Origin of the sequence: Chryseobacterium sp. MA9 (assembly GCF_024399315.1) — a bacterium.
Classification (GTDB): Bacteria; Bacteroidota; Bacteroidia; order Flavobacteriales; family Weeksellaceae; genus Chryseobacterium.
In genome coordinates this window covers 1,791,885-1,817,639 of sequence record NZ_CP075170.1, presented here as the reverse complement: position 1 = coordinate 1,817,639, position 25,755 = coordinate 1,791,885, and the positions used below count along the sequence as shown (strand labels likewise).

The following is a 25,755-nucleotide window of genomic DNA, read 5'->3' as shown; positions in this document are numbered from 1 at the left end:
AGAAATCATGTTAAAGAAAATTATAAAAAGACCCGTACTGGCAACGGTGATCTCCGTATTGCTTGTTATTCTGGGGATCGTTGGTATGGTGAGTCTACCAATTACCAAATTTCCAGACATTGCACCGCCTACCGTTATGGTAACCGCTGCCTATCCGGGAGCCAATGCTGAAACAATCGCAAGGTCTGTAGCTCCACCGTTGGAAAACGCAATCAATGGAGTAGAAAATATGGACTATATTACTTCTACAGCAAGTAACGATGGTACATTGAGTATTACTGTTATTTTTAAACTGGGAACAGATCCTGACCAGGCGGCTATTAACGTGCAGAACAGGGTAGCTCAGGTGACCAACCAGCTCCCTGCAGAGGTAATTCAGGCAGGAATAACCACGGTGAAAAGACAGAACAGTATGATTGCAATGGTTTCCCTGACCAGTAAAGACGGAAAGATGGACGACCTTTTCCTTGAAAACTATGCGAAAATCAACATCGTTCCGGAACTGAAAAGGGTAAAGGGAGTAGGAGATGCAATGGTGTATGGAAATAAAGATTACTCCATGCGTATCTGGCTGGATCCTAATAAACTGACTTCGTACAATCTTACTCCGTCTGACGTTTCCCGTGCTATTCAGACTCAAAACCTTGAAGCAGCACCCGGGAGATTGGGAGAGAGAAGTAAAGAGGTAATGGAATATGTTCTCCGGTACAAAGGAAAATTTACAGAACCGGAACAATATGAAAATATCACCATCAAAGCATTGAATGACGGCTCAGTTTTAAAATTAAAAGATATTGCTAAAGTAGAATTCGGGGCTTACAGTTATACGGTTTCTTCCAATTATAATAAAAAAGCGTCCGTAACGATGGCGATTTTCCAGATGGCAGGTTCCAATGCCAATGAGGTGCAGATCGCTCTTCAGGAAAGAATGAAAGAACTGGAAAAATCTTTCCCGGCAGGAATGGATTATGAAATTCCATACGCAACAAAAGACGCGTTGGATCAGTCCATAGAACAGGTGATTCATACATTGATAGAAGCATTTATTCTGGTATTCATTGTGGTGTATATATTCCTTCAGGATTTCCGTTCCACCCTGATTCCGGCTATTGCAGTTCCGGTATCTATTGTAGGAACGTTCTTCTTTATGAAGGTTTTCGGATTCTCTATTAATATTCTTACATTGTTCGCTTTGGTACTGGCAATCGGTATTGTAGTGGATGATGCCATTGTAGTTGTAGAAGCCGTTCATGCCAAGATGGAACATAAAAAACTGAATCCGAGAGCCGCTACCATGTCGGCAATGAGTGAGATTACAGGAGCCATTGTTTCTATTACGTTGATCATGTCTGCGGTATTTGTTCCGGTAGCCTTTATGAGTGGTTCTACAGGATTATTTTACCAGCAGTTTGCATTAACACTGGCGATTGCAATTGTAATTTCAGCGATCAATGCATTGACACTGAGCCCAGCATTATGTGCTTTATTCTTAAAACAACACCATCCCGGAACGCATGAAAAAATGAATTTCAAAGACCGTTTCTTTGCAGGTTTCAATGCAAGTTTCAATAAACTGACTTTTCGTTATGGAAAAGCTGTATTGTTCCTTTTAAAAAGAAAGTGGGTGGCCTTGATCATAATTGTAGCCTTCGGAGGTTTATTCGCATGGATGTCTGTGACAACACCTAAAGGATTTATTCCCGATGAAGACCAGAGTTTCATTATTGTAACGGCAAATCTTGCTCCTGGAGCATCAAAGGACAGAACTTCAAAAGTGGTCTCCGATACAGAAGACTTATTGATGAAAAATTCTGCTGTGGACAAGGTGATTTCAGTAGACGGATTAAACCTATTCAGTGGTTCCATGTCTTCTTCAGCAGCTTCTATTTTCGTTAAATTAAAAAAAGGAGGTGAGAGAGGAGCTGTGAATAACATCAATGATATCATAGGACAAACGCAGGGAATGCTTTCTCAGGACAAAAGAGCCAATTTTCTTGTGATCAATACGCCTACGGTAGACGGTTTCGGAAATACGAGTGGTATGGAGCTTGTGCTTCAGGACCGTACCAATGGAGAACTTCAGAATTTAGGTAACATCTCTTATGGAATGATGGGAGCTCTGATGCAGAGACCGGAGGTAGCAGTAGCATTTACCACCTTCGATGTTACATATCCGCAGTTTGAAGTATTGGTAGATGAAGTGAAGTCTGCTCAGCTGGGTGTGAATGTTTCTGATGTACTGGGTGTGATGCAGGGATATTATGGAAGTATTCAGGCTTCGGATTTCAACAGATTCGGAAAGTATTACAGAGTATTGGTGCAATCCACTCCAGAGACAAGACAGGATAAAGAATCCCTGAACGGAATTTTTGTAAAAAATAATCTAGGTCAGATGGTTCCTATCAATACATTGGTAAGCCTGAAACAGGTAACAGGAGCTGAGGTTGTAGACCGTTTCAATCTATTCAATTCATCCAACTTAACGGTAATGGCAGCGCCGGGATACAGTACCGGGCAGGCTATGGCCGCGATTGAAGAGGTGAGCAAGCAGGTACTTCCTCCGGGATATACTTACGATTATAAAGGAATGAGCCGTGAAGAAGCAGGTTCAAGCTCGCAATCTGTTATGATCTTCGGGTTATGTATTGTATTTGTATTCTTTCTTTTATCAGCGCAGTATGAAAGTTATATTCTTCCGTTAGCTGTATTGATCGCTATTCCGGTAGGTTTATCAGGAGTATTTGTAGGAATTACATTCGCGGAATTATCCAATAATATTTATGTACAGATTGCTTTGGTGATGCTGATCGGGCTTTTGGCAAAGAATGGTATTCTGATCGTAGAATTTGCGATTCAAAGGCGTAGAGCAGGAAAAAGCCTTATTGCATCTGCTGTGGAAGGAGCAAAAGCACGTTTACGTCCTATTTTGATGACCTCTCTGGCATTTATTACAGGATTGCTGCCATTGATCTTTGTGGTAGGGCCTTCAGCTATGGGGAACCATTCTATCGGATATGCTGCAATTTCAGGGATGCTTTTCGGAACAGTCTTAGGAATTTTTGTGGTTCCGGTTCTTTTCGTGGTTTTCCAGGCTTTGCACGAGAGAATCAACGGAAAGGTAGTAACAGATGCGGATTGGGAATATTAATTCAAATGATTTTAAAAATGAAAATTAAAAATATTGCATATATCGCATTCATTTCAGGGACGGCAATTTCCTGTAAAGTTCAGGAATATGAACAGCCTGAGGTAAAAATGCCCGAAGCTTTCAGAAGTGATAGTATTGTTTCAGGACAAAATGAAAATATTGCTAAGATCAGCTACAAAGATTTTTTCAAAGATCCGGTTCTGGTAGGCTTGATTGATAAAGCTATGGTGCAGAATAATGACCTTCAGGTGGCTTTAAAACAGATAGAATTTGCATCCCTGGCTTATACTCAAAGTAAATGGGGAAATATTCCGACCGTAAGTGCCTCTGCCAACGCGAATATCAACCGTCCTTCAGATAACAGTATGAACGGGATGATGGCCGGACAGTTCATGGGAAAAAGGTATATGGAAGATTATACAACTTCTCTTAGTTTTTCTTGGGAAGCAGACATCTGGGGCAAGATCAGAGGAAGAAAAGAACAGGCTTTGGCAGAATATCTTAAGACACAGGAAGCAGCAAAGGCGGTAAAAACACAAGTGGTGTCTGCGGTTGTACAAGGATATTATAACTTGTTAATGCTGGATACTCAGCTGGAAATTACAAAATCTAATCTGGCTTATGCTGACACTACCCTGAAGTTTCTGGCTAAACAACAGGAATTGGGATTAACGACAGCTTTGGCAGTACAGCAGCAGGAAATTGTAAAAGATCAGATTCTGAAATCAATTCCCGCTATTGAAAGTTCTGTTATAACTCAGGAAAATGCTTTGAGTCTGCTGACCGGCTCCATGCCAGGAAAGATTGAGAGAAGCGCAAGCCTGAACAATGTACAGTCTCCGGATCAGATTGCTGCAGGGATTCCTTCAGAATTATTAAGTTACAGACCGGATATTAAAACGGCAGAACTTGAAGTCAGAAAAAGTGCAGCAGCAATTCATGTTGCCAAAATGAGCATGTATCCGTCACTGAATATTACAGCGCAGGGTGGTGTAAATGCGTTCCAGATCAGTAAATGGTTCAGTGTTCCGGGATCACTTTTTGGAATGGTAGCAGGAGCTGTAGCCCAGCCTATTCTGAATGGAAAACAGTTGAAAACACAGTATGAACAGTCTAAAGTTTTGGCGGATCAGGCGGAACTCAACTTTAAACAGTCTGTTTTAAAAGCAGTAGGTGAAGTTTCTGATGCATTGGTACAGATTCAGAAACTGGAAGAACAGCAGAAAATTGCAGAAGGACTGGCCGCGAAATCCGGTGAAGCAGTGAAGAAGGCTGATTTATTATTTAAATATAATTCAGCAACTTATGTAGAGGTGATCATTGCTCAATCAAACAAACTTCAGGCAGAATTAGAACTGGCTTCTCTGAAAACCCAGAGACTGAATGCTATTACAGCTCTTTACCGCTCTGTAGGTGGCGGATGGCAATAAAGTAAAATTGAATCTGCTTCGTCTGTAATGATGAAGCAGGTTTTTAATCCATTATCATTATGAAGACAAATATACAGGAGGGGATCATTTTAATCCCGGATTTCAGCGGATTTACCGAATTTGTGTTCAATACAAAATTGTATACAGGCGAGTATATTGTAAGACAGCTATTGTCTACACTGATTGATGTGAACGATCAGTATTTTGAAATTTCTGAGATTGAGGGGGATGCCATTTTATTTTACCGTTATGATGAAAACCCGTCTTACCAGAGTATTTCAAAAATGCTGTGGAAGATGAGAAGCGCTTTCAACAGAAAGATAGAGGAGCTGAGTAAGAGTTTAAGCACTACCATTGATCTGGCTCTCAAGTTTATTGTTCATTATGGATCTTTTTCACAATACAATATTGGAAACTTCAGAAAGTTATATGGGAAAACGATTGTGGAAGCCCATCAGCTTTTGAAAAACGGACTGGCAGAACAGCCTTCTTATGCTCTTTTCAGTAATTCATTTCTGGAAAACAGCAGGAATAAGGAGTCTGATTTTAATAAAGATCCGCTTCGTCTGCCTGAGGTAGGCGTTATCCATTATTTTGAAAATTTAAACTAGCATATATTTTTTAATATTAATCCTTGTAAATTTGCTATTGCTAGCGGCCCGGGTGAGATCCGGGCTTTTTTTTGTTGGTGGGACTTTTGGAATTTAATGAATGAGCAACTTATTTTTATAATAAAAGATTCACGCATCAATGACAAAGTGTAATTTTTTTAATAAAATTTAAATTACAGATAAAATGTCTTTTTAAGAATATTTATTATGGAAGTAATTTATATTATGTTGCTTTATTGAGAATTTTCTATTATTTTTTAACTTATAGCTCGTTTTCAGTAGGTATCTTATTGGGAATTAAGTATTTATTTTATTTTTTTTACTTTTTGATGTAACAAACTTGTGAAGATAATGGTCTTATAGAAAAAACTATAATCTCACATGAAAGTAATTTTATTTCCAATAGCGATAGTAGCAGGTTCATTAGCAATGGCTCAGCAGGCTCAGGCCCCGGCAGCAAAGGATACTGTAAAAGGAAATACAAAAGAAATAGAAGCGGTTACTCTGGTTGCCAGAAAACCAACCGTAGAATCTAAAGTAGATAGAACTGTATTTAATGTAGCTAACAGTGCAATTCTGGCAGGAAATACAACATGGGACGTTCTTAGAATGACTCCTTTGGTAAGTATTAATAATAATGATGATATAAAAGCTGAAGGACAGATGGTTACGGTATACATCAATGACAGGAAATCTGTTTTTACAGGGAAAGAATTAAAAGAATATCTTAAGACAATCCCTGCGGATAACCTGATGAAAATTGAAGTGATTACCAGCCCTTCATCAAGATATGAAACTTCAGGTTCCGTTATCAATATTGTCCTGAAAAAGAGAGATGACGAAGGATTGAAAGGAAGTATCTCTCTGAACAACAGGCAAAGCACCAAGAATTCACAATACACGAATTTTAATCTGAACTACCACAAGAAAAAGTTTACCCAAACTTTTATAGGAAGCTACAGCAACGGAAATTATGTGCGGAAGACCCAGACTTGGGATAACCGATATGAAGGTAACAAGCTTACCCAATTCAATCTGGAAAACATAATGAGAAATGAAAGCCCTTCTATTTCTTCTACATCAGAGTTTGAAATCAATGATAAAAATAATTTCGGATTTGTACTGGAGTATTCACAGAATAGGAATTTAAATTCAGCAGAATCTGATGGGATGACTTCAAAAGATGGAGATCCGGGTGAATCTTTTCACCAGACTCAAAATAACTGGGGATTCAGCCGTAATCTTGGGACTAATGCTTTCTATAAATACTATGATAAAGAAAAGAATAGAATTTTAGATATTAATTTGGGAACCAACTATTCCAGTCAGAATAATGATAATTTGATTGACAAACAAATTGATAAGCAGGGTGTGAAAACAGATCAGCAGCTGGGAGTTATCAGTACAAACCAAATGCGTAATTATTATCTGAAAATTGATTATACACATCCTTTTGGTAAATCAGGAGGTACAATGGAAGTAGGAGGGAAAACCGAATTGAACAATCATGTTATTCCCAATAGTCTCTATGGATTCAGCATCAATAATCCTGCATCGGAATATTATAATCTGTCCAAAAATGACAGATTCCATTATGAAGATAATCTGAGCTCTTTATATGCTAATTACAGCAAAACATTCTTCGAAAAGCTGGAAACAAGAATCGGACTCCGATATGAATATATTGACTATAAAGTAAGACAGGATGTAGCAGGTACAGAGAGACGAGATTCTTACGGAACTTTTCTTCCCAATCTATTGCTGAAATATAGTTTTTCAGAGAAATTTGATTTGAGCCTTACTTATAACCGGAGCATTTGGAGACCATGGTATTCTGAGTTTAATCCTTTTCTGATGCCTGAAATTAACGGTACCTATTCCAGAGGAAATCTTTATCTGAATCCGAATCCTAATGACCGGCTTTATCTGAAGTTTGGAATTCTGAAAAAGTACTTTATTTCTGCAAGATATATGCATACCAATCAGGATTACTGGACTACTTATGTTACTGAAAACGGAAGAACAGTTTCATTACCGGGGAACTTCGATGGAAAAGTTGAAAAGTATTATCTTTTTGCCAATACAAATCAGAATTTCCTGAAAAATAAGCTGAATGTAAATGCCGGATTTGGATGGTATTATATTAATAATAAAGATTTTAACGAAAAAAATAAGTTAGGCGCTAAAGACTATATCAGCTATTGGGGAGCCTCTGCGAATGTTTCTTATACCAATCTGTTCAATAAAAACATTAATCTAAGTGCGTGGGTAGAGCTTGCCAATGAGAATAACGGGAATTCATATGCTAATAATACCAACGTCTTCCACAATATTTCAGTTACCAAAATATTCCCGAAAACTCAGATGGAGCTTAGTATGCAGCTGATGAATATTTTTAAAAGACCTTATGGAGATAATACCACTTATAGCCCGGACGGAACTTTCAGAGAGTATTCAAAATGGGACTGGTATGGAGTTTCTCTTACATTTGTAAAGCGTTTCGGAAACCAGAAAGTAAAAGAGAATACAAAAACCGACGTAGAGAAAAATGGCGGCGGCGGAAAATAATCCAAGACTTGTTAGATAAATGAAAGCAGATTCCCATTTGGAACCTGCTTTTTATTTTAGTAAGAAGCTGGAAGAGGGAAGAAGTGAAATACGTTTTGGGGTTTGTTTAAAAAATATATGTATTCTTTGTGATCTGTGGGAGAAAAAGAATTTAGATTTTAACACAAAGTTTTATTATATAATTTCTTTAAGGGAGCAAAGGTTTAAATCAATGTAATTGATTCTTTCTAAGCGTACACGTTACTATAAAGCTTTTTTCAAAATGTTACTTTTTTATTTAACCTTTGCGTTTAAATTTATTACTCGCAGATTAAGCAGATCTAAAGAATATTTAGTATTAAATAAAAAACAGATCCCAATCTGGAATCTGTTTAATTTTCTATCAAATAATTATAAATAGTAGAGTTTTGTATTCTAAACTCTCAGTTTTTATTTAAGAGTAAACTTCACTTTAGTTTTAATGGCATCGGAAGAATTTCCAATCAATGCTTCAAAGTCTCCCGGTTCTGCAACCCAATCATGTTTAGCTGCATCAAAATAACTTAAAGCCGTTTTATCAATGGTGAAAGTGACTTCTTTCTGTTCTCCGGGATTCAAATAGACTTTCTCAAACCCTTTTAATTCTTTTGCAGGACGTGGAACAGATGATTTTAAATCACTGATGTAAAGCTGAGCTACTTCAGCACCTGCTTTTTTACCTGTATTTTTAACTGTTACTGTAAAGGTAATTTTACCATCCTGTGAAATAGTGGTCTGGTCTGCTTTTGCTTTTCCGAATTCAAAAGTCGTATAGCTTAATCCGTGTCCGAAACTGAACAGAGGTTTTATATTTTTAGTATCATGCCAGCGGTAACCTACAAAAACACTTTCGTTGTAAGTAATATTGATAGGGTTTTTCTGGTCTTTACCTTTTCCTGCTGCCAACTCATCTTTCTGCCCAGGATATTCACCAAGCTGATGTGCTGAGTTGTCCTCAAGTTTTACAGGGAATGTAAACGGAAGTTTGCCTGATGGGTTGGCATCTCCGGCTAAAATTGCGGCAATAGAATTTCCGGCTTCAGAACCAAGGTACCAAGCCTGTAAAACGGTTGGAACTTCTTTGATCCAAGGCATAGCTACAGCATTTCCGGAAACCAAAACAACAGCAAGATTTTTATTCGCTTTTGCAAGAGTGGATATCACGTGATCCTGATTGTAAGGTAATCCGTAGCTTTTTCTGTCGTTTCCTTCACTGTCCTGGAAGTCTGCTTTATTCAGTCCGCCTACAAAAATTACATAATCTGATTTTTTGGCCAATTCCACAGCTTCATTCAGTAATTCAGCTTCAGAACGGGTATCTTTTAAATCCTGTCCGGATTTTACCCCATTATATTCACCTCCGATATCTCCTACATAACCTCTCGCATACTGTACATCTGCCTGCTTTCCAAACCTGGATTTGATTCCGTCTAAAGGAAGAGCTTCATATTTAACTTTTAATGATGAAGAACCTCCACCAACAGTCATTATTTTAATGGCATTCTCTCCGATAACTGCAATTTTTTTAGCTTTATTAAGGTCAATAGGAAGCACATTTCCTTGGTTCTTTAATAAAACGATTCCTTCTTCACCAATTTCTTTTGCAACAGCTTTATGCTCTTCAGAAGCAATATTTCCGAAAGGCTTGTTGCGGTTCATCGTAGTTTTATAAGCAAGGCGAAGTAATCTTGTTACTTTGTCATCAAGTTCTTTGGTTCCTACTTTTCCTGCTTTAATCAGATCAAGATAGGGTTTTGCCAAGTAATAATTATCATAGGCATTTTTAGTTCCGGCAGAAAGTCCGTTGGTCCACGATCCGAATTCCAGATCAAGGCCGTTGTGAATCGCCTGTTCTGTATTGTTTACAGCGCCCCAGTCGGATACTACAACGCCTTTATAGTTCCATTCCTTTTTTAAAATATCATTTAATAAATATTGATTCTGGCTGGCATACTGGCCTTTGTACATATCATAAGCCCCCATGATCGTCCATGAATCACCCTCTGTTACCGCCGCTTTAAAAGGAGGAAGATAAATTTCATAAAGCGCTCTGTCATCTACATTCACATTGCTCGTATGACGGAACATTTCCTGATTGTTCAGTGCAAAATGTTTCACAGAAGTTGCCACGCCATTAGATTGTACACCTTTAATATAAGGAACTACCATTTTTGAGGTCAGATAAGGATCTTCGCCCATATATTCAAAATTTCTTCCGTTTAGCGGAGTTCTGTAAATATTGACTCCAGGTCCCAGAAGAATATCTTTTTTTCTGTATCGGGCTTCTTCACCCAAAGCTTTACCATAGTTCCATGACATCTTTTTGTTCCAGGTAGCGGATAGGGCAGTCAGGGCAGGGTAGGCAATAATGGAGTCATTGGTCCATCCGGCCTGGTCCCATTCGTCCCACATCACTTCAGGACGTACCCCGTGAGGACCATCCGTTGTCCAGAATTCAGGAATTCCCAATCTTGGAACACCCGGTGAACTGAATTTCGACTGTGCATGAAGCATTGCCACTTTTTCTTCCAGTGTCATTCTTGATAATGCATCCTGAATACGCTGTTCTACAGGTTTGGATTCATCTAAATAAACGGGTATGGTAGTATTGGTCTGAGCCATATAAGAAGCAGAAATAAAGGTGAATAAACTTATAATGACGGTTTTCTTTAACATAATGCCTTTCTATTTGATTAAAAGCAAAAATAGAGAAAATTTTTTATTATCTCAAATTGAGAAAATAAATTTTAATGAATAAAAAACTGTCCACGTATTTGCAGACAGCTCTTATTAAATATTTTATTTGTAAAGGTGGAAAAAGTGAAGAGAAGCTAACGAGTGAAAAAACAAAACCTAAAATCTCGAACCTCACTTTTCAAACTCATTCACTCTCAAACCCTCCGACTCACTAACTCGTATATCGAAACCCTCTTATCTATTAATCCCATCCCTTCACAGCTCCGCCTTTGAAAATTTCTTTGGCTTTCTTTTCCACTTCCGGAGACTGATAAGCTTTTACAAAGTTTTTTACTTTCTGGCTGTTTTTATTGTCCTGTCTGGCAACCACCAGATTCACATATGGTGAGTCTTTATCTTCAATTAGGATACCCTGTTTTTCCGAATCTAATCCTGCCTGAGCTGCAAAATTGTTATTGATAATCCCTACAACAACGTCTCTGTCATCTAACACTCTTGGAATCTGTGCTCCTTCAATCTCCATGATTTTAAGCTGCTTTGGATTTTCTGTAATATCTGTTACTTTTGGTAGAAGTCCTACACCTGCTTTTAATTTCAGCAGACCGCTTTTCTGCAGAAGAAGCAGAGAACGTCCCCCATTGGTTGGGTCATTGGGAATAACAACAGTGTTGCCTTCCTGCAGCTGACTGATATTTTTAATCTTTTTTGAATAGGCTATAATAGGGTACACAAATGTATTTCCTACAGGTACGAGGTTGTAACCTCTCTGTTTGGACTGTTCTGTTAAATAAGGAAGATGCTGAAAGGCATTGGCATCAATATCTCCGTTAGTCAGAGCTTCATTGGGAACTACATAATCGTTGAAAGGGATCAATTCCACTTCCAGATTGTATTTTTCCTTCGCTACTTTTTTGGCTACTTCGGCAATTTCCTGTTCCGGACCATAAGTAATTCCTACACGGATAAAGTTCGGATCGTCTTTTCTTCCCGAACAGGCACTGAACAGCAATATTCCAGCAGCTAATAAACCAAAAATCTTTATTTTTTTCATTCTATTTTTTATTTAAATAATATTGAAGCGAAAAAGCAAAAGCGCTCTGTAACTCGAAACCCGCACCCCGAATCTCAAACACTCCAACTCATTCTCTCTCCAAGGCAACTACCTGTGATCAAATCTTTTTGACAATCGGTCTCCCGCGAATTGTATGATAAAGACCAGCAGAACAAGAAGTATCAATACTGTATTCATAATGACAATATCATAGCCGATATAACCGTACTGGTAACCAACCTGTCCAAGTCCACCTGCGCCTACAGCACCACCCATCGCAGAGTATCCTACAAGCGTAATCAAAGTGATAGTGGCATTGTTGATTAAGGAAGGAAGTGCTTCAGGAAGCAATACTTTTCTGATGATCTGTAAAGGTGATGCCCCCAAAGCTCTTGCTGTTTCTATAAGACCATAAGGAACCTCAATAAGACTATTTTCAACAAGTCTCGCAATAAACGGAGCTGCACCCACGCTTAGCGGAACCAAAGCGGCATTTACTCCAATAGACGTTCCAGCCAGAATTCTGGTAAAAGGAATCATCCATACGATCAGAATAATAAAAGGGATGGCACGGAAAATATTAACCAGAATAGATAGCCCTCTATGATAGACTGCATTTTCCAGCAGTTGTCCTTTTCTGGTTAAAAATAACATGATTCCTACCGGAAGTCCAAGCACAAATCCAAAAAATCCGGATAAAAATGTCATATAAACCGTTTCCCAGGTTCCTTTTGCCAAAAGGGCAATTACCGTATCACTAAGCATATCCTTTTACTGTATTTTGAATTTTATTTTGATTGAAATAATAGATCGCCTGTTGGTTTTCCTCTGCTTCACCCTGAAGCTGCAGCAGAAGTTTTCCGAAATTGGAATCTCCAAAATACTCTACGTCTGCCTTTAAAAGTTTATAAGGGATTTTATATTGGTTATATAATGTTGAAAGAATTTGTTCAACACTGATGTTTTCGTTAAGTTCTATTTCGACCAGCGGAAATAAACCATCTTTGGGCTCTTTCTGCAGTCTGCTAATGAATTCCTGTGGCAGGGTCATGATGTCTGAATTTATAAACTGGCGGATGATCGGGTTTTCTTTGTTCGAAATAATCTCGCTTACAGTTCCTTTTGTTAGTAATTTTCCTTGATCAATCACTGCAACGTGGTTGCAGACCGCTTTGATAACTTCCATTTCGTGGGTAATTAAAAGGATGGTAATTCCCAGTCTCTGGTTGATATCTCTTAAAAGCTGCAGGATAGATTGCGTTGTAGCCGGATCCAGTGCGCTGGTTGCTTCATCACAAAGAAGAAGGTGAGGATCATTAGCCAGGGCCCTTGCAATGGCTACCCTTTGTTTCTGTCCTCCGGAAAGACTTCTGGGATAATCATTGGCTTTATCTTCAAGTCCTACAATCTTCAGTAATTCGTTGACTTTTCTGTTGATTTCATCCTTACTGCTATGATCCAGTTCTAAAGGAAGAGCTACATTATCAAAAACAGTTCTTGAAGAAAGAAGATTGAAATGCTGGAAGATCATTCCGATTTTTTTACGCTCCTCAGCCAGTTGCTTAGAATTAAGCCGGGTAAAATCTTTTCCATTAATAATAATCTGTCCTTCATCTGGTCTTTCCAGTAAATTTACTGTACGGATCAGGGTGCTTTTTCCTGCACCCGAAAAACCGATAATTCCAACAATATCTCCCTTCTCTATATTTAAACTCACCTTATCCAATGCCTTAAAGGACTGTTTTTTCTGGTGAAATGTTTTCGATATGTTTCTGATTTCTATCATTCTGATTTGTATTCTGTTTAAATTGGCTGATATGGTCTGCCTGCTCTGTTAAACAATCTTCTTATTCTTCTGATTTTTACCTTTGACCGTTTTGAAAGTCTGAAATACTTGGTGACATTCGTTAGAAGTACTCCCAGCAATATGATGAATAAACCATACAGCTGACCTCCATTGATGCTTTGGCTGGCAACAATCCAACCTGCAATCACTGTTACAATAGGATTGATATAGGTGTGGGTGCTTACCAAAGCAGCGGGTTTAACGGACAGAAGCCAAATGTACGACAAATAAGCGACTATCGATCCAAAGAAGATCAAAAATAGGACCCCAAACCATGCCGATAACGGAACTGCAGAAACTGAAAAACCAGTCCATTCTTTTCTTATAAAAGCGATTAAAAAAGAAGCTAATCCTGCTACTATAAGCTGTTGAGCAATATTCATAAAGGTAGATTGAGAAGCCGGATTTTTCTTTGAATATAAAGATCCCAGTACCCATGCGATGGAACTTAAACCTAATACAACAAACGCCGTAATACGAAGGTTTCCGTCAGCAATTGCATGAGTAGCATTTGAATTTACGCTGCCTTTTAAAAACATAATTAATCCTGCAAATCCAATGGCCAATCCTATCGGTATGAATTTATCTGAGAAATAATATTTCCAGTTTTTTCTGTCGATCGCAATAAACCAGAACGGTCCGGTTGCAATAGATATTGCCGCTTCTGAAGCTGTTACATATTGTTCTCCCCAGGCTACAAGTCCTGTTCCTCCGGTAAGAATAAGAATACCGGTAACTGCATTTTTCTTCCAGTTGATCAGAGAATCTGCTTTTTCTCCTTTAGAAAGAAGATATCCAATCATCAGAATTCCGGCAACCAGAAATCTTAATCCTGAAAGAATGAATGGCGGAAAACCTTTTAAGCCAAATGAAATAGCTAAAAACGTAATTCCCCATATCACATAGATATTTGTAAAAGCCAATGGAATCAACCATTTGTTTTTAGAATTGCTCATTTTTATATTTTTAATGTTGTTGTGTTCAATGAAAAAGGCTCTACCACGTGGTAAAGCCTTTGAAAATATATCTATATAAAAGTAAGGTCAACCACAGTATTCTTGATGTATAGGCATACAGATATCCTGCATCATATTTTTGATGGTATGTTTCTTAATTGAATTATTTTTGAATTCTGCCTTCATTTTGTTTTGTTTCCTGAATACGGTTGCAAATATATAATATAATTTTTATTAGTCCACTAAAAAAGTAGACATTTTGAATATTAATTTATTGTTAATGATTTAATGTGTTTAAAATCAATGTATTTTAAGTTTTATTTTTTAATGAATTTTTTTTAACTTATAACGGTTTTGTGCTTTTTAATTCAAATGAGACTGAAATTGCATCTTAATTGATGTTATGGAAAGATAAAATAAACTGATATTTTTAAGAATTGTGTAAAGGTGTTTTAGTGTTCTTGTTTAAGGGGTATGCTAAAAGATATTGGCCAAAATGATGTAGTTTCATTTATTAAACTAGTTAAATGTGCAGTATGTCTGTTCACTGTAATTTAGCATAAAAATTAAAGACAATGGACAATAGAATATTAGGTCTGCATCATATTACTGCAATAGCAGACAATGCCAAAAGAAATTTAGATTTTTATACTCAGGTTTTAGGAGTAAGACTGGTGAAAAAAACGGTAAACTTTGACGATCCGGGAACTTATCATTTCTATTTTGGGAATGAAAACGGAACGCCTGGAACCATTCTTACTTTCTTTCCATGGGAAGGAATTGGTAAAGGAAACAATGGAAGCGGAATGGCTACCCATATCGGATATTCAGTACCCAGAGGAAGCCTTGAATTCTGGAAAAACCGTTTGAAAAGCTTTAATGTAAACGTAGAAGAAGGAGAAGTGTTTGGAGAAAAAATGATCTCTTTCAAAGATCCGGATGGTCTTCAGTTACAGTTTATAGAACCTGCAGGTGAAGACAGTAGAAAAGTATGGACAACAGATGATATCAAGGATGAGTATGCATTGAAAGGCTTTCATAATGTAACTTTAACCTTAAAAAAAGCAGATCCTACAATCAAAGTTCTGACTGATGTTTTAGGATACAGCCTGCAGAAACAGGAAGGAGAAAGATACAGATTTGCTACTGATGCAATTGATACCGCTAATCTTGTTGATATTATTGAAAACGATACAATTCCAGCCGGAAGAAACGCTGCCGGAACCAATCATCATATTGCATTCAGAGTAAAAGATGACAATGTTTTGATGGAATATCGTGAAAAAGCCTTATCCGCAGGTTTAAGTATCACTCCGAAGATCAACAGAGACTATTTCTATTCACTGTATTTCCGTGAGCCAGGTGGTGTTTTGTTTGAAATTGCAACTGACAACCCGGGATTTACGGTGGATGAACCTTTGAACGAATTGGGAAAAAACCTGAAGCTTCCTGCACAGTATGAAGGAATGCGTGAGAAAATAGAAGGAGTGCTTCCGAACTTATCATAGATCATCGGCCAGCGCTCATAAAGATGCTAATTTTGAATTAAGAATTAAAAACAAAAAAATGGAAAGAACAGAAATAGTTTTAGAAGGAAGAAAAGGTGAAATCCAGCTTTTCTCAGACGATCACAAAGCCGGTAAAATGGATATTTCAGTCATTGGAAAAAAACTGACGGTTTACCACACCGAAGTGAATCCGGAATATGAAGGAAAAGGCTTTGCTAAAATATTATTGGAAAGACTGGTTTCCTACGCAAGAGAAAATGATTTAAAAATTCTACCGCTGTGTCCTTATGTTCACGCACAGTTTAAACGTCATCAGGAAGAATACAATGATGTATGGATGAAGGAAGAACTGTAGTGAGTTTGAGGATCGGATAGTGAGAGGGTTGGAGAATTGGGATAGGGAGCTGTGTTTCGGGATGTGAGATTTCGAGGTACGTGTATTGGAACCAGATTAAACGAAAATTAAAAGCTTATCTGACCTCCGCTTTCTCCATCTTTTCACATTATAATAACAAATTAACAATTTCAGTACAATGAAACTTATCACAGGACTGCATCATGTAACGGCAATTACCGGCAATGCACAGGAAAATATAGATTTTTATACCGGTGTTTTAGGACTTCGTTTAGTCAAAAAAACGGTCAATTTTGATTACTCGGATGTTTATCATTTTTATTTCGGTGACGAATACGGTACACCAGGAACGATTATGACTACTTTTCCTTATGGTAAAGATCTTATCAATGGCAGACATGGGAAAGGAATGCTTAATACCACTGCATTTTCCGTTTCTATAGAAGCTCTGGATTATTGGATGAACCGTCTGGAACAGTTCAACATCCCTTTTAAGCAGCCGCAGCAAAGGTTTTCTGATGAAGTTTTTATTTATCTTGAAGATTTTGATGGGTTAGGATTGGAATTGGTTTTTAATGATAAAGATGAAAGAAAAGGATATTACAATGGTTATATTCCTAAAGATTATGCCATAAAAGGAATCCATCACGTAGAAATCTGGCAGGATGCCTACGAAAGAACGGCAGCTCTTCTGACCACTCAGATGGATCATAAAGTGATTAAGGAAACTCCTGACAGACTGAGATTGGGAACAGAAAATATGCCTGGGAAATATGTAGACCTTTTATCTACTCCCAGTGCTCTGAAAGGATTGGCAGGAAGAGGTACCGTTCACCATGTAGCTTTTGCGACTCCGGATGCAGTATCTCAGCTTGAAATGGTAAAGAGGTTAAATGCATACGGACTGGAACATACTGAAGTGAAGGACAGAAAATATTTTACCTCAGTCTATTTTAAAGAGCCGGGTGGAGTTTTGTTTGAAATTGCAACTTCCGGTCCCGGGTTCGATGTGGATGAAGAAGCCGCATTTTTAGGAGAAGATCTGCAATTGCCGCAACAGTTTGAAAAAAGAAGAGAACGTTTGAAAGCAGTTCTTCCCGCAATTAATTATCCAACAGAAAAATTCAGATAGAAATAATGAGTCATATTTTAAATATAAAAACAGCAGGAATTCCATTAAATCAGGCAGAAAAAGCTTTGATCATGGTTCATGGACGCGGAGGAAGCGCTCAGGATATTCTGAGTTTATCCCAGCATCTGAATGTAAAAGATTATGCACTGCTAGCCCCACAAGCTTTGAATCATACCTGGTATCCCTATTCATTTATAGCTCCGGTAGAACAAAACGAACCATGGTTATCATCAGCCCTTGAAATGGTTGATGAAACAGTGAAAGCTGCTGTAAAAGCCGGAATTAAAACTGAAAACATATACTTTTTCGGATTTTCTCAGGGTGCCTGTCTTACTCTGGAGTTTTTGGCCCGTAATGCTCAGAAGTTTGGTGGAGCAGCAGCCATTATTGGCGGAGTAATAGGAGATAAGATTAATCGTGAAAACTATAAAGGTGACTTTTCCGAAACTCCTGTTTTTCTTGGAACCAGCAATCCAGATTTTCACGTTCCTGTAGAAAGAGTATATGCTACAGCCAACATCTTAAGAGAAATGAATGCAGATGTAACAGAAAAAGTATATGCCAATTTTGGACATTCTATTAACGAGGAAGAAATTGAATTGGCCAACTCAATAATATTTAAGTAAGTGTTTTTAGATTGAAGTTTGTATTTTTTACTATACTTCAGGTATTTAAGTGAAGTGAGATTCTTGCGGAATGACAAAGTATGCATATTATCTATCCATACAAATTGTGATTCCGTAGGAGTCTAACCAAGTACACAAATTAGCATTCAATAGAGATGGGCTTTAGTCCGCCAAACAAAAATAGCCAAAACCTAAATAACCAGAATCTGAAATCTAGCTTCTAACCTCTAATTTCTAACTTCTAAAAGCATGCACGAACAACTACTTTTAATCCTGGGACTTTTATTACTCGTTATGATGCTGGTCATGCTGGCACAGCGGATCAAAATTGCTTATCCTATCTTTCTGGTACTTGCCGGATTGGGGATTAGTTTTATTCCGGGAGTACCTGTTTTAAAGCTTGATCCGGATATTATATTCCTGATTTTCTTACCACCTCTTTTATATGAAGCGGCCTGGTATACCTCATGGAATGATTTCTGGAAATGGAAACGCCCTATTAGTCTTCTCGCTTTTGGTCTGGTATTTCTGACCTCTCTGGTGGTTGCTTATACTTCACAAATGCTGATTCCGGGATTTACACTGGCATTGGGTTTTTTATTGGGCGGAATTGTTTCACCACCAGATGCAGTGGCAGCTACTACGGTTTTAAAAGGATTAAAAGTTCCAAAACGTACTCTTGCTATACTGGAAGGGGAAAGTCTGATCAATGATGCCTCTTCACTGATTGTTTTCAGATTTGCGCTTGCCGCAGTAATGACAGGAGCTTTCTCAATGCATGAAGCAGCAGGACAGTTTTTTCTGGTAGCAGGAATGGGAATTGTAGTAGGAATCGCGGGAGCTCATATTTTTTATGCAATTCACCGTTTTTTACCTACAACACCTGCCATTGATGCTGCCATTACAGTGATTACGCCTTATATTCTGTTTCTTTCTGCAGAACATTTTCATTTTTCGGGAGTAATGGCTGTGGTGAGCGGAGGATTGTTTATGTCTTTCCGTGCTCATGAAATTTTTAAAACAGGAACTACAAGAATTAATATGACAGGAGTCTGGAATACCCTGATCTTTGTAATGAACGCTTTGGTTTTTGTATTAATAGGTCTGGAACTTCCGGATATCATCAATGGATTGGGCGAAATTTCATTAATGGAAGGAATCAAATATGGGTTAATTATAAGTTTGATCGTAATTATAGTACGTCTGTTATGGATTTATCCTGTGGCTCATATTCCAAGATGGCTGAGTGAAAAAGCCCGCCGTGATCCAAGTCCGGGATGGAAAAATCCATTAATTATAGGATGGGCAGGAATGAGAGGAGTCGTTTCTTTGGCTACAGCTCTGTCTATTCCGGTAATGATGAATACCCAGTCCGAATTTCCGATGAGAAACCTGATCATTTTTATCACATTTGTAGTTATTTTTGTGACATTGGTCTTTCAGGGATTGACACTGCCTTTGGTGATCAGACTGACAAAAATAGAAGAAATTGACCCTATTCTTCCTTCTCATGAACAGCAGGCGGGAATTCAAATGAGACTGGATAAACTTGCAGTCCAAAAACTTGATAAAGAGTATAATGAATTGGTGAACAATAATAGTCTGCTTGAGAATTTTAAAAAAGCTTTGGAAACCGATATCAAACTTCACCAGAATCATTTAAACTCTTTGGAAATGTGTACCAACAGACAAAATGATATGGCAGAGTATCATAACGTGATGCTGCATATATTTGCCCTGCAGAGAAAAGAACTGTTTCAAATGAAACGTGAAAAAAGCTTCAGCGAAGACGAGATAAGAAAAGCAGAATCACAACTGGATCTGAATGAATTGAAAATTACTGGAAATAAGCATTTGTAGGAGGGATGCGAAGTTCGGGATACGAGTTTGAGGGTCGGAGGGTTTGAGAGTATCAGAGTTATTTCATCTGTCTTTTACCCTTTACTCCAACAATATAAACATTGAACTTTAAACCTTGAACCTTGAATTTTAAACTTTAAACCTTGAACAATATGAAAACATTACATTTTTTAGTCATTGGAAAGAACCAGGAAATTCTGGATACTTTAAAAAGAATTATAGAAAATAATGAGGGGTGGACGGCAGAAATACAAAGTGATGAAAATTTCTGCAATGAATATATAAAAAATAATACCGTAGATATTGTTCTTCTAAGCTCCGGCTTAGAAGATGATTTTGAGAAAGATATAAAAATATTTTGTGCAGGTTTAGATAAAGATGTTAAAGTAATCGATCATTATGGAGGAGGAAGTGGACTTTTAAAGAATGAAGTTTACAGTCTTTTTCCTAATTTGCAGGGATAAACCTGACATCATGTTCGAAAATATCATCAAAAATATTACACGATTTATTTCAATCACTCCGGAAGAAGAAAAAAAAATCACAGATCTGCTTGTTTGTCAGTCGTTTCCAAAGAAAACAGTTTTACTCAGAGAAGGAGAGATCTGCCAGTTTGAAGGTTATATTCACAAAGGATGTGTAAGAATGTATTGTTTGGATGATGACGGTACAGAAGTCACTCTTCTGTTTGCCATTGAAGACTGGTGGATCAGTGATATTGCATCATTTCAGGAGCAGAAGCCTTCTAAAGTGTATATCGAAACTCTGGAAGATTCAGAAATCTATATGTTGAATCCCACAACGAAAGAAAAATTACTGCAGGTGATTCCTAAATTCGAAAGGGTTTTCAGAATGCTGGTTCAGAGAAATCTGGCAACATTGCAGAGCCGATTGGTAAACACTATTTCCAAAACCGCATCAGACAGATACCTTGAATTTATCAGAGTATACCCTTCAATCCCACAAAGAGTAGCACAGTATTATATCGCTTCCTACCTTGGTGTTTCAAAAGAATTTGTAAGTACCATCAGAAAACGTCTTGCTTCAAAGAAGGAGAAATAAATCTTAATTTTTTATACCCGCAGATTGCAGAGATCTGCATGAATGACTAGGCAAATTTTTGCTCTTGATGACTTTGCGTGTAAGACCACCCTGTCAAAAATTCTTTGAATTTTCGCCACCCCTCCGGAAGAGGGGAATTTTCACGTTTTCATTTGGGGTATTTGTGAACAGTATAAAGATTGTGAAAGTATAGAAAACAAGGCCGGATTCCTGCGGAATGACAAATACAATGTTTAGTTTATCCATACACCTTGTCATTCCATAGGAATCTAAATAAAGTTACAACAATCCAATATAGTCATACTGCCGGATACTTTTTGTATCCGGCATTTTTTTTTGCTGCAAAATCATTTATTAAACTAGTTAAATGTGCAGGGTTATCCATCTCTCTAAATTTGTCCTATCAAACAAGAACAAATAACAATTTGATATGGACAGAAAAGATTTTTTAAAGAAAGGATTATTGGGAACAGGAATGTTTGTAGCATCTGCTTCTTTGGCCAGCGCTATGAAAAATGATATTGACGAGATCGAACCATTAGAACCGATCGGATACAATCATCTACCCAATACAGAATCAAAAATAAAAGAAAACTCTGTCATCCACAGAGCAGACTCAAGAGGAAAAGCAGATCACGGATGGCTGCTAAGCCAGCACACCTTCAGCTTTGCCAATTATTATAATCCTGAAAGAATGCACTTTGGAGTACTGAGAGTCCTGAATGATGATAAAGTGGAAGCAGGAAGAGGCTTTGGAACACATCCTCACGATAATATGGAAATCATCAGTATTCCTTTGGAAGGTGATCTTGAGCACAAAGACAGCATGGGAAATACGGCGGTGATCAGAAGCGGAGATATTCAGGTGATGAGTGCAGGAACCGGAATTATGCACAGCGAATTCAACAAAAACAGTGATAAGCTTGTAAAATTCCTTCAAATCTGGATTTACCCGAAAAAAAGAAATGTTACCCCAAGATATGATCAGATTACTTTAGATAAAACAAAAGGGCATAATCAATTTCAACAGATTCTTTCTCCCAATGCAGATGATGAAGGTGTATGGATCCATCAGGACGCATGGTTTCACCTTGGAACTTTTGATCAGAATACAGAAACTCATTATCAGGTCAGAAAAAAAGGAAACGGAGTGTATGTTTTTATCCTTAAAGGAAGTGCAGAAATAGGCGGAGAGATCATTGAAGAACGTGATGGATTCGGAGTTTGGGATATTCAGGAAATTAACATCAAAGCACTTAAAGAAGGTACAGAAGTTCTTTTGATGGAAGTTCCGATGACCCTATAAGAATCATTCCAAAAAATATAGTAACAACTAATACGATAAAAAGTCATGAAAAAAATAAGCAAATTATACATCATTGCAGGGTTGCTGTTTACAACATTGATTTTCTCACAAAATACAACAGCCATTGGAACCTCTAAAACCTGGGGAACCGTAGACGGAATTTCCATGGTTGGATTGGTACAGGGACCTTCCTCAGCAGATGCCCAACTTCAGGTATCCTGTGTTTTCGAATATACAGAAGGAGACATCTTCAATGCTCAGGCATTACCGGCCAAATTGAACGGATTGGTTCACCTTGATGAGGCTTTAAAAGGAGAACTGACCAACCTTAGAAAAACAGGACAGTTTCAGGGACATTCTTTGGAAACCATTTTAATTACACCGCCTGCAGGATCTATGTCTGCAAAGAAATTATTATTGATTGGTTTAGGTGACCGTAACAAATTCACTCCAGATTTAATGACTTCCGTGGGAGAAGTAGCGGCCCGCGAAGCGATGAGATTAGGCGTTATCAATTTTGCCTTTGCCAGCGACCTGAAAGATGCAGGAATAGATTCTCCAACCGCTTTGATAGCAGGAAATATCGTAAGAGGAATTGTACATGCCAACCGTTCTGAAAATTACCTGAAAGAACACAAACTATCCACCACCAAAAAAATAGGAAAAGTATACCTTCTGGCTGGCCCTGCCTTCTTTGAAACCGCAGGCGGTGGAATTGCCGATGCCATTTCAGAAGCTCAAAAAAAATAATGAACCTAGTTTCATTACATTGTTGATTCGGCCTCCTTTTTTAAGGGGGCTTTTTGTATAAATATGTGATCAAATAATAGACAGCATGAATGTAGGTGCCTCAAAATATCATTCTGAACACAGACTGAAGTCTGCCAATGCAGTTCAGAAATGTAGTGAAGAATCTCATTTAATTATCAATAAGACTCTTCCTTCGTCAGAATGACAGAAGACAATTAATGTACTTTTGGCCTAAATAGGTTATCCTTTCGCTTCTTCAGCGACTTAGTCGCATTTCTTTGCTTCCTCAAATAAATAATAGAATCCAATAACCTTTGCGTTTAAATAAATTGTCTAATATTTTACATATTTAGAATCCACATAATTTCCTCTCTAAGTCCTTAACCTTCACCTGAATTTGCAATGTCAAAAAAAATCCCGATTTTTGCACTCCTTCAATAAACCCGAGTTCATGAAATTATGTATTGCCGAGAAACCCAGTGTTGCCAGAGATATCGCCAAAGTATTGGGCGCTACCACGCCTAAACAAGGCTATATGGAAGGGAACGGCTATTGCGTAACATGGACGTTCGGACACCTTTGTACCCTGAAAGAACCTCACGACTACGGTCCTCAGTTCAAATCCTGGAATCTTTTTTCATTACCAATTATTCCCAGCAGTTTTGGTATCAAGCTGATCCCGAATAAAGGTGTTGAAAACCAGTTTAAAGTGATTGAAAGATTGGTCGAAGAATGTGATGAGGTCATTAACTGCGGGGATGCCGGGCAGGAGGGAGAACTCATTCAGCGTTGGGTATTACAGAAAGCAAAATGTAACAAACCCATCCAGCGTTTATGGATTTCTTCATTGACGGAGGATGCCATTAAAGAAGGTTTTGCCAGTTTAAAACCTGCAGAAGATTATAAAAACCTGTATCTGGCTGGAAATGCCAGAGCCATAGGAGATTGGTTATTGGGAATCAATGCTACCAGACTTTTCACAAAGAAATTTGGTGGAAATAAAGCAGTTCTTTCCATTGGAAGAGTGCAAACTCCGACATTGGCGATGCTGGTTCAGCGTCAGAAAGAAATTGATGCCTTTACCACAGAAGAATATTGGGAACTGAAGACTAAATACCGTGACGTTATTTTCAATGCAGCGATTGATCGTTTAAAAACACTGGAGCGTGCTGAAAAAGGATTGGAATATCTTAAAGTAAATCCATTTGAAATTGTTTCTTTCGAAATTAAAGAAGGAAAAGAAAAAAATCCACGACTTTTCGATTTGACCGGACTTCAGGTAGAAGCCAATAAAAAATACGGATACTCAGCAGAAAATACACTGAATTATATTCAAAGTCTTTACGAAAAGAAACACGTGACTTACCCTCGTGTTGATACTACTTATCTATCCGAGAGTTTATATCCGAAAATAGCTGGTATTCTTCAAAAGATGTATCCTTATCAGGAATTAATTGCCCCATTATTGGAGGCTCCGATTCCAAAATCAAAGGCTGTTTTCGACGATACAAAAGTAACCGACCACCATGCGATCATTCCTACGGAAATTCCGCCTTCTCAAAACCTGAGCAGGGAAGAAAAACTGATTTATGATCTGATTGCAAAACGTTTTATCGCCGTATTCTATCCGGAATGTAAAATTTCCAATACTTTAGTGGAAGGAAAAGTAGGAACTATTCCTTTCAAAACCAGTGGAAGACAGGTTCTTGAAGCAGGATGGAGAGCTGTCTATGCCAAAGAACCAAAAGAAGAAACCACCGATAAGGAAAAAGAAAAAGAAGAAGAACAAACCATCCCTGAGTTTATTGTAGGAGAAACCGGGCCACACGATCCAATGATCCATCAAGGAAAAACAACACCTCCAAAACCCTATACAGAAGCAACGTTGCTGAGAGCCATGGAAACAGCCGGAAAGCAGGTAGAAGATGAGGAACTGCGCGAAATGTTGAAAAATAACGGTATCGGAAGACCATCCACCCGTGCGAACATCATCGAAACACTTTTCAAAAGAAAATACATCGAGAAAAAAAGGAAAAACCTCATCGCAACCCAAACCGGAATTCAGTTGATAGATACCATCGAGGACGAGCTCTTAAAAAGCCCGGAACTTACCGGAGAATGGGAATCCAAACTTCGTAAAATTGAAAAAGGTGAGTATGAAGCCAATCTTTTCAAAGAAGAGCTGATTCAGATGGTTACAGAACTTACGGAAAAAGTGGTGTATGGAAAGGGAAAGGTCATTACTCTTCAGGAAGAAGAAAAAGAGGAAGTAAAAGAGAAGAAAAAAAGAGAACCTGCACAGAAAAAAGAACTTCAGTCCTGGGAAGAAACAAAATGCCCAAAATGTAAAGAACACAACCTGATCAAAGGAAAAACAGCAGTAGGATGTTCCGATTTCAAAAACTGCGGCTTTAAAATAACTTTTGAAATTTTTGGTAAAAAATTATCAGATAAACAGCTTTTAGACCTCGTTTTAAAAGGGAAAACTTCAAAATTAAAAGGTTTTACCACACATCCGGAAACTATTGCAGAGGGTATTTTGACGTTGACTGACGATTTTCAGACACACCTTAGCTAATCAAATATCATTATTAAGTGGAGAATACGGGATTCGAACCCGTGACCTTTTGACTGCCAGTCAAACGCGGCAGCATTTAATGTACGATAAATGAGCATTGTTCTTCAAAGATAATAAAATAACGGCTGGAACTTCATAGATACAGACGATACAATTTTAGACAGTATTATATTTTATCGAAGATAAAATCTTTGCGCCTTAAAAATAGACAACTTGGTAATGACTTGCGCCTTTGCGTTTTCCAACAATCTCC

Annotated in this window: 19 protein-coding genes; 14 read left to right on the top strand and 5 right to left on the bottom strand. The window is 37.9% G+C overall.

Annotation, left to right across the window (positions count from 1 at the left end):
* Positions 1–7: 7 nt before the first annotated feature.
* The 4 genes from KIK00_RS08210 (at position 8) to KIK00_RS08195 (ending at position 7,757) form a co-directional block, all read left to right on the top strand.
* Positions 8–3,148 carry an efflux RND transporter permease subunit gene (locus KIK00_RS08210; protein ID WP_255816072.1) on the top strand — a complete coding sequence of 1,047 codons (3,141 nt, stop codon included), beginning with the start codon at positions 8–10 and terminating at the stop codon, positions 3,146–3,148.
* A gap of 17 nt (positions 3,149–3,165) precedes the next feature.
* The gene (locus tag KIK00_RS08205; RefSeq protein ID WP_255816071.1) at positions 3,166–4,578 is read left to right on the top strand and encodes an efflux transporter outer membrane subunit; all 1,413 of its coding nucleotides are present in this window, start codon (positions 3,166–3,168) and stop codon (positions 4,576–4,578) included.
* 59 nt (positions 4,579–4,637) lie between these two features.
* The gene (locus tag KIK00_RS08200; protein ID WP_255816070.1) at positions 4,638–5,189 is read left to right on the top strand and encodes a DUF2652 domain-containing protein; all 552 of its coding nucleotides are present in this window, start codon (positions 4,638–4,640) and stop codon (positions 5,187–5,189) included.
* Between the two features lie 381 nt (positions 5,190–5,570).
* The gene (locus KIK00_RS08195; RefSeq protein ID WP_255816069.1) at positions 5,571–7,757 is read left to right on the top strand and encodes a TonB-dependent receptor domain-containing protein; all 2,187 of its coding nucleotides are present in this window, start codon (positions 5,571–5,573) and stop codon (positions 7,755–7,757) included.
* A gap of 429 nt (positions 7,758–8,186) precedes the next feature.
* On the opposite strand, the gene KIK00_RS08190 is transcribed toward KIK00_RS08195, so the two are convergent.
* The 5 genes from KIK00_RS08190 to KIK00_RS08170 form a co-directional block, all read right to left on the bottom strand.
* Positions 8,187–10,397: a glycoside hydrolase family 3 C-terminal domain-containing protein gene (locus KIK00_RS08190; protein ID WP_370647750.1), complete on the bottom strand. Its 2,211-nt coding sequence runs from the start codon at positions 10,395–10,397 to the stop codon at positions 8,187–8,189.
* Positions 10,398–10,713: 316 nt separating this feature from the next.
* Positions 10,714–11,523, bottom strand: coding sequence for a methionine ABC transporter substrate-binding lipoprotein MetQ (metQ, locus tag KIK00_RS08185; RefSeq protein ID WP_255816066.1), 810 nt, complete (start codon positions 11,521–11,523; stop codon positions 10,714–10,716).
* 108 nt (positions 11,524–11,631) lie between these two features.
* Positions 11,632–12,288, bottom strand: coding sequence for a methionine ABC transporter permease MetI (gene metI, locus KIK00_RS08180; RefSeq protein WP_255816065.1), 657 nt, complete (start codon positions 12,286–12,288; stop codon positions 11,632–11,634).
* The gene (locus KIK00_RS08175; RefSeq protein WP_255816064.1) at positions 12,281–13,309 is read right to left on the bottom strand and encodes a methionine ABC transporter ATP-binding protein; all 1,029 of its coding nucleotides are present in this window, start codon (positions 13,307–13,309) and stop codon (positions 12,281–12,283) included. Before KIK00_RS08175 ends, metI begins: the two co-directional genes overlap by 8 nt.
* Before the next feature lie 17 nt (positions 13,310–13,326).
* On the bottom strand, positions 13,327–14,325 hold the full coding sequence (locus KIK00_RS08170) for an EamA family transporter (RefSeq protein ID WP_255816063.1): 999 nt from the start codon (positions 14,323–14,325) through the stop codon (positions 13,327–13,329).
* Positions 14,326–14,900: 575 nt separating this feature from the next.
* On the opposite strand from KIK00_RS08170, the gene KIK00_RS08165 reads away from it, so the two are divergent.
* The 10 genes from KIK00_RS08165 to KIK00_RS08120 all read left to right on the top strand — a co-directional run bounded on the left by KIK00_RS08165 (position 14,901) and on the right by KIK00_RS08120 (position 25,502).
* Positions 14,901–15,833, top strand: coding sequence for a ring-cleaving dioxygenase (locus KIK00_RS08165; RefSeq protein ID WP_255816062.1), 933 nt, complete (start codon positions 14,901–14,903; stop codon positions 15,831–15,833).
* Positions 15,834–15,891: 58 nt separating this feature from the next.
* Positions 15,892–16,188, top strand: coding sequence for a GNAT family N-acetyltransferase (locus KIK00_RS08160; RefSeq protein ID WP_255816061.1), 297 nt, complete (start codon positions 15,892–15,894; stop codon positions 16,186–16,188).
* Between the two features lie 178 nt (positions 16,189–16,366).
* Complete coding sequence (locus KIK00_RS08155; RefSeq protein WP_255816060.1) at positions 16,367–17,320, top strand: VOC family protein; 954 nt, start codon at positions 16,367–16,369, stop codon at positions 17,318–17,320.
* Positions 17,321–17,325: 5 nt separating this feature from the next.
* Positions 17,326–17,946 (top strand): alpha/beta hydrolase, encoded by a 621-nt coding sequence (locus KIK00_RS08150; protein WP_255816059.1) that lies wholly within the window; start codon positions 17,326–17,328, stop codon positions 17,944–17,946.
* 249 nt (positions 17,947–18,195) lie between these two features.
* Positions 18,196–19,806 (top strand): Na+/H+ antiporter, encoded by a 1,611-nt coding sequence (locus KIK00_RS08145; protein WP_255816058.1) that lies wholly within the window; start codon positions 18,196–18,198, stop codon positions 19,804–19,806.
* A 152-nt stretch (positions 19,807–19,958) separates the two neighbouring features.
* Entirely contained in the window at positions 19,959–20,270 is a 312-nt protein-coding gene (locus tag KIK00_RS08140; protein ID WP_255816057.1) for a hypothetical protein, read from the top strand.
* 10 nt (positions 20,271–20,280) lie between these two features.
* A complete protein-coding gene (locus KIK00_RS08135; RefSeq protein WP_255816056.1) occupies positions 20,281–20,868 on the top strand; it encodes a Crp/Fnr family transcriptional regulator in 588 nt (195 codons plus the stop codon).
* Between the two features lie 430 nt (positions 20,869–21,298).
* Entirely contained in the window at positions 21,299–22,174 is an 876-nt protein-coding gene (locus KIK00_RS08130; protein WP_255816055.1) for a pirin family protein, read from the top strand.
* Positions 22,175–22,219: 45 nt separating this feature from the next.
* Positions 22,220–22,924 carry a M17 family peptidase N-terminal domain-containing protein gene (locus KIK00_RS08125; protein ID WP_255816054.1) on the top strand — a complete coding sequence of 235 codons (705 nt, stop codon included), beginning with the start codon at positions 22,220–22,222 and terminating at the stop codon, positions 22,922–22,924.
* 451 nt (positions 22,925–23,375) lie between these two features.
* The gene (locus tag KIK00_RS08120) at positions 23,376–25,502 is read left to right on the top strand and encodes a type IA DNA topoisomerase (protein WP_255816053.1); all 2,127 of its coding nucleotides are present in this window, start codon (positions 23,376–23,378) and stop codon (positions 25,500–25,502) included.
* Positions 25,503–25,755 lie beyond the last annotated feature (253 nt).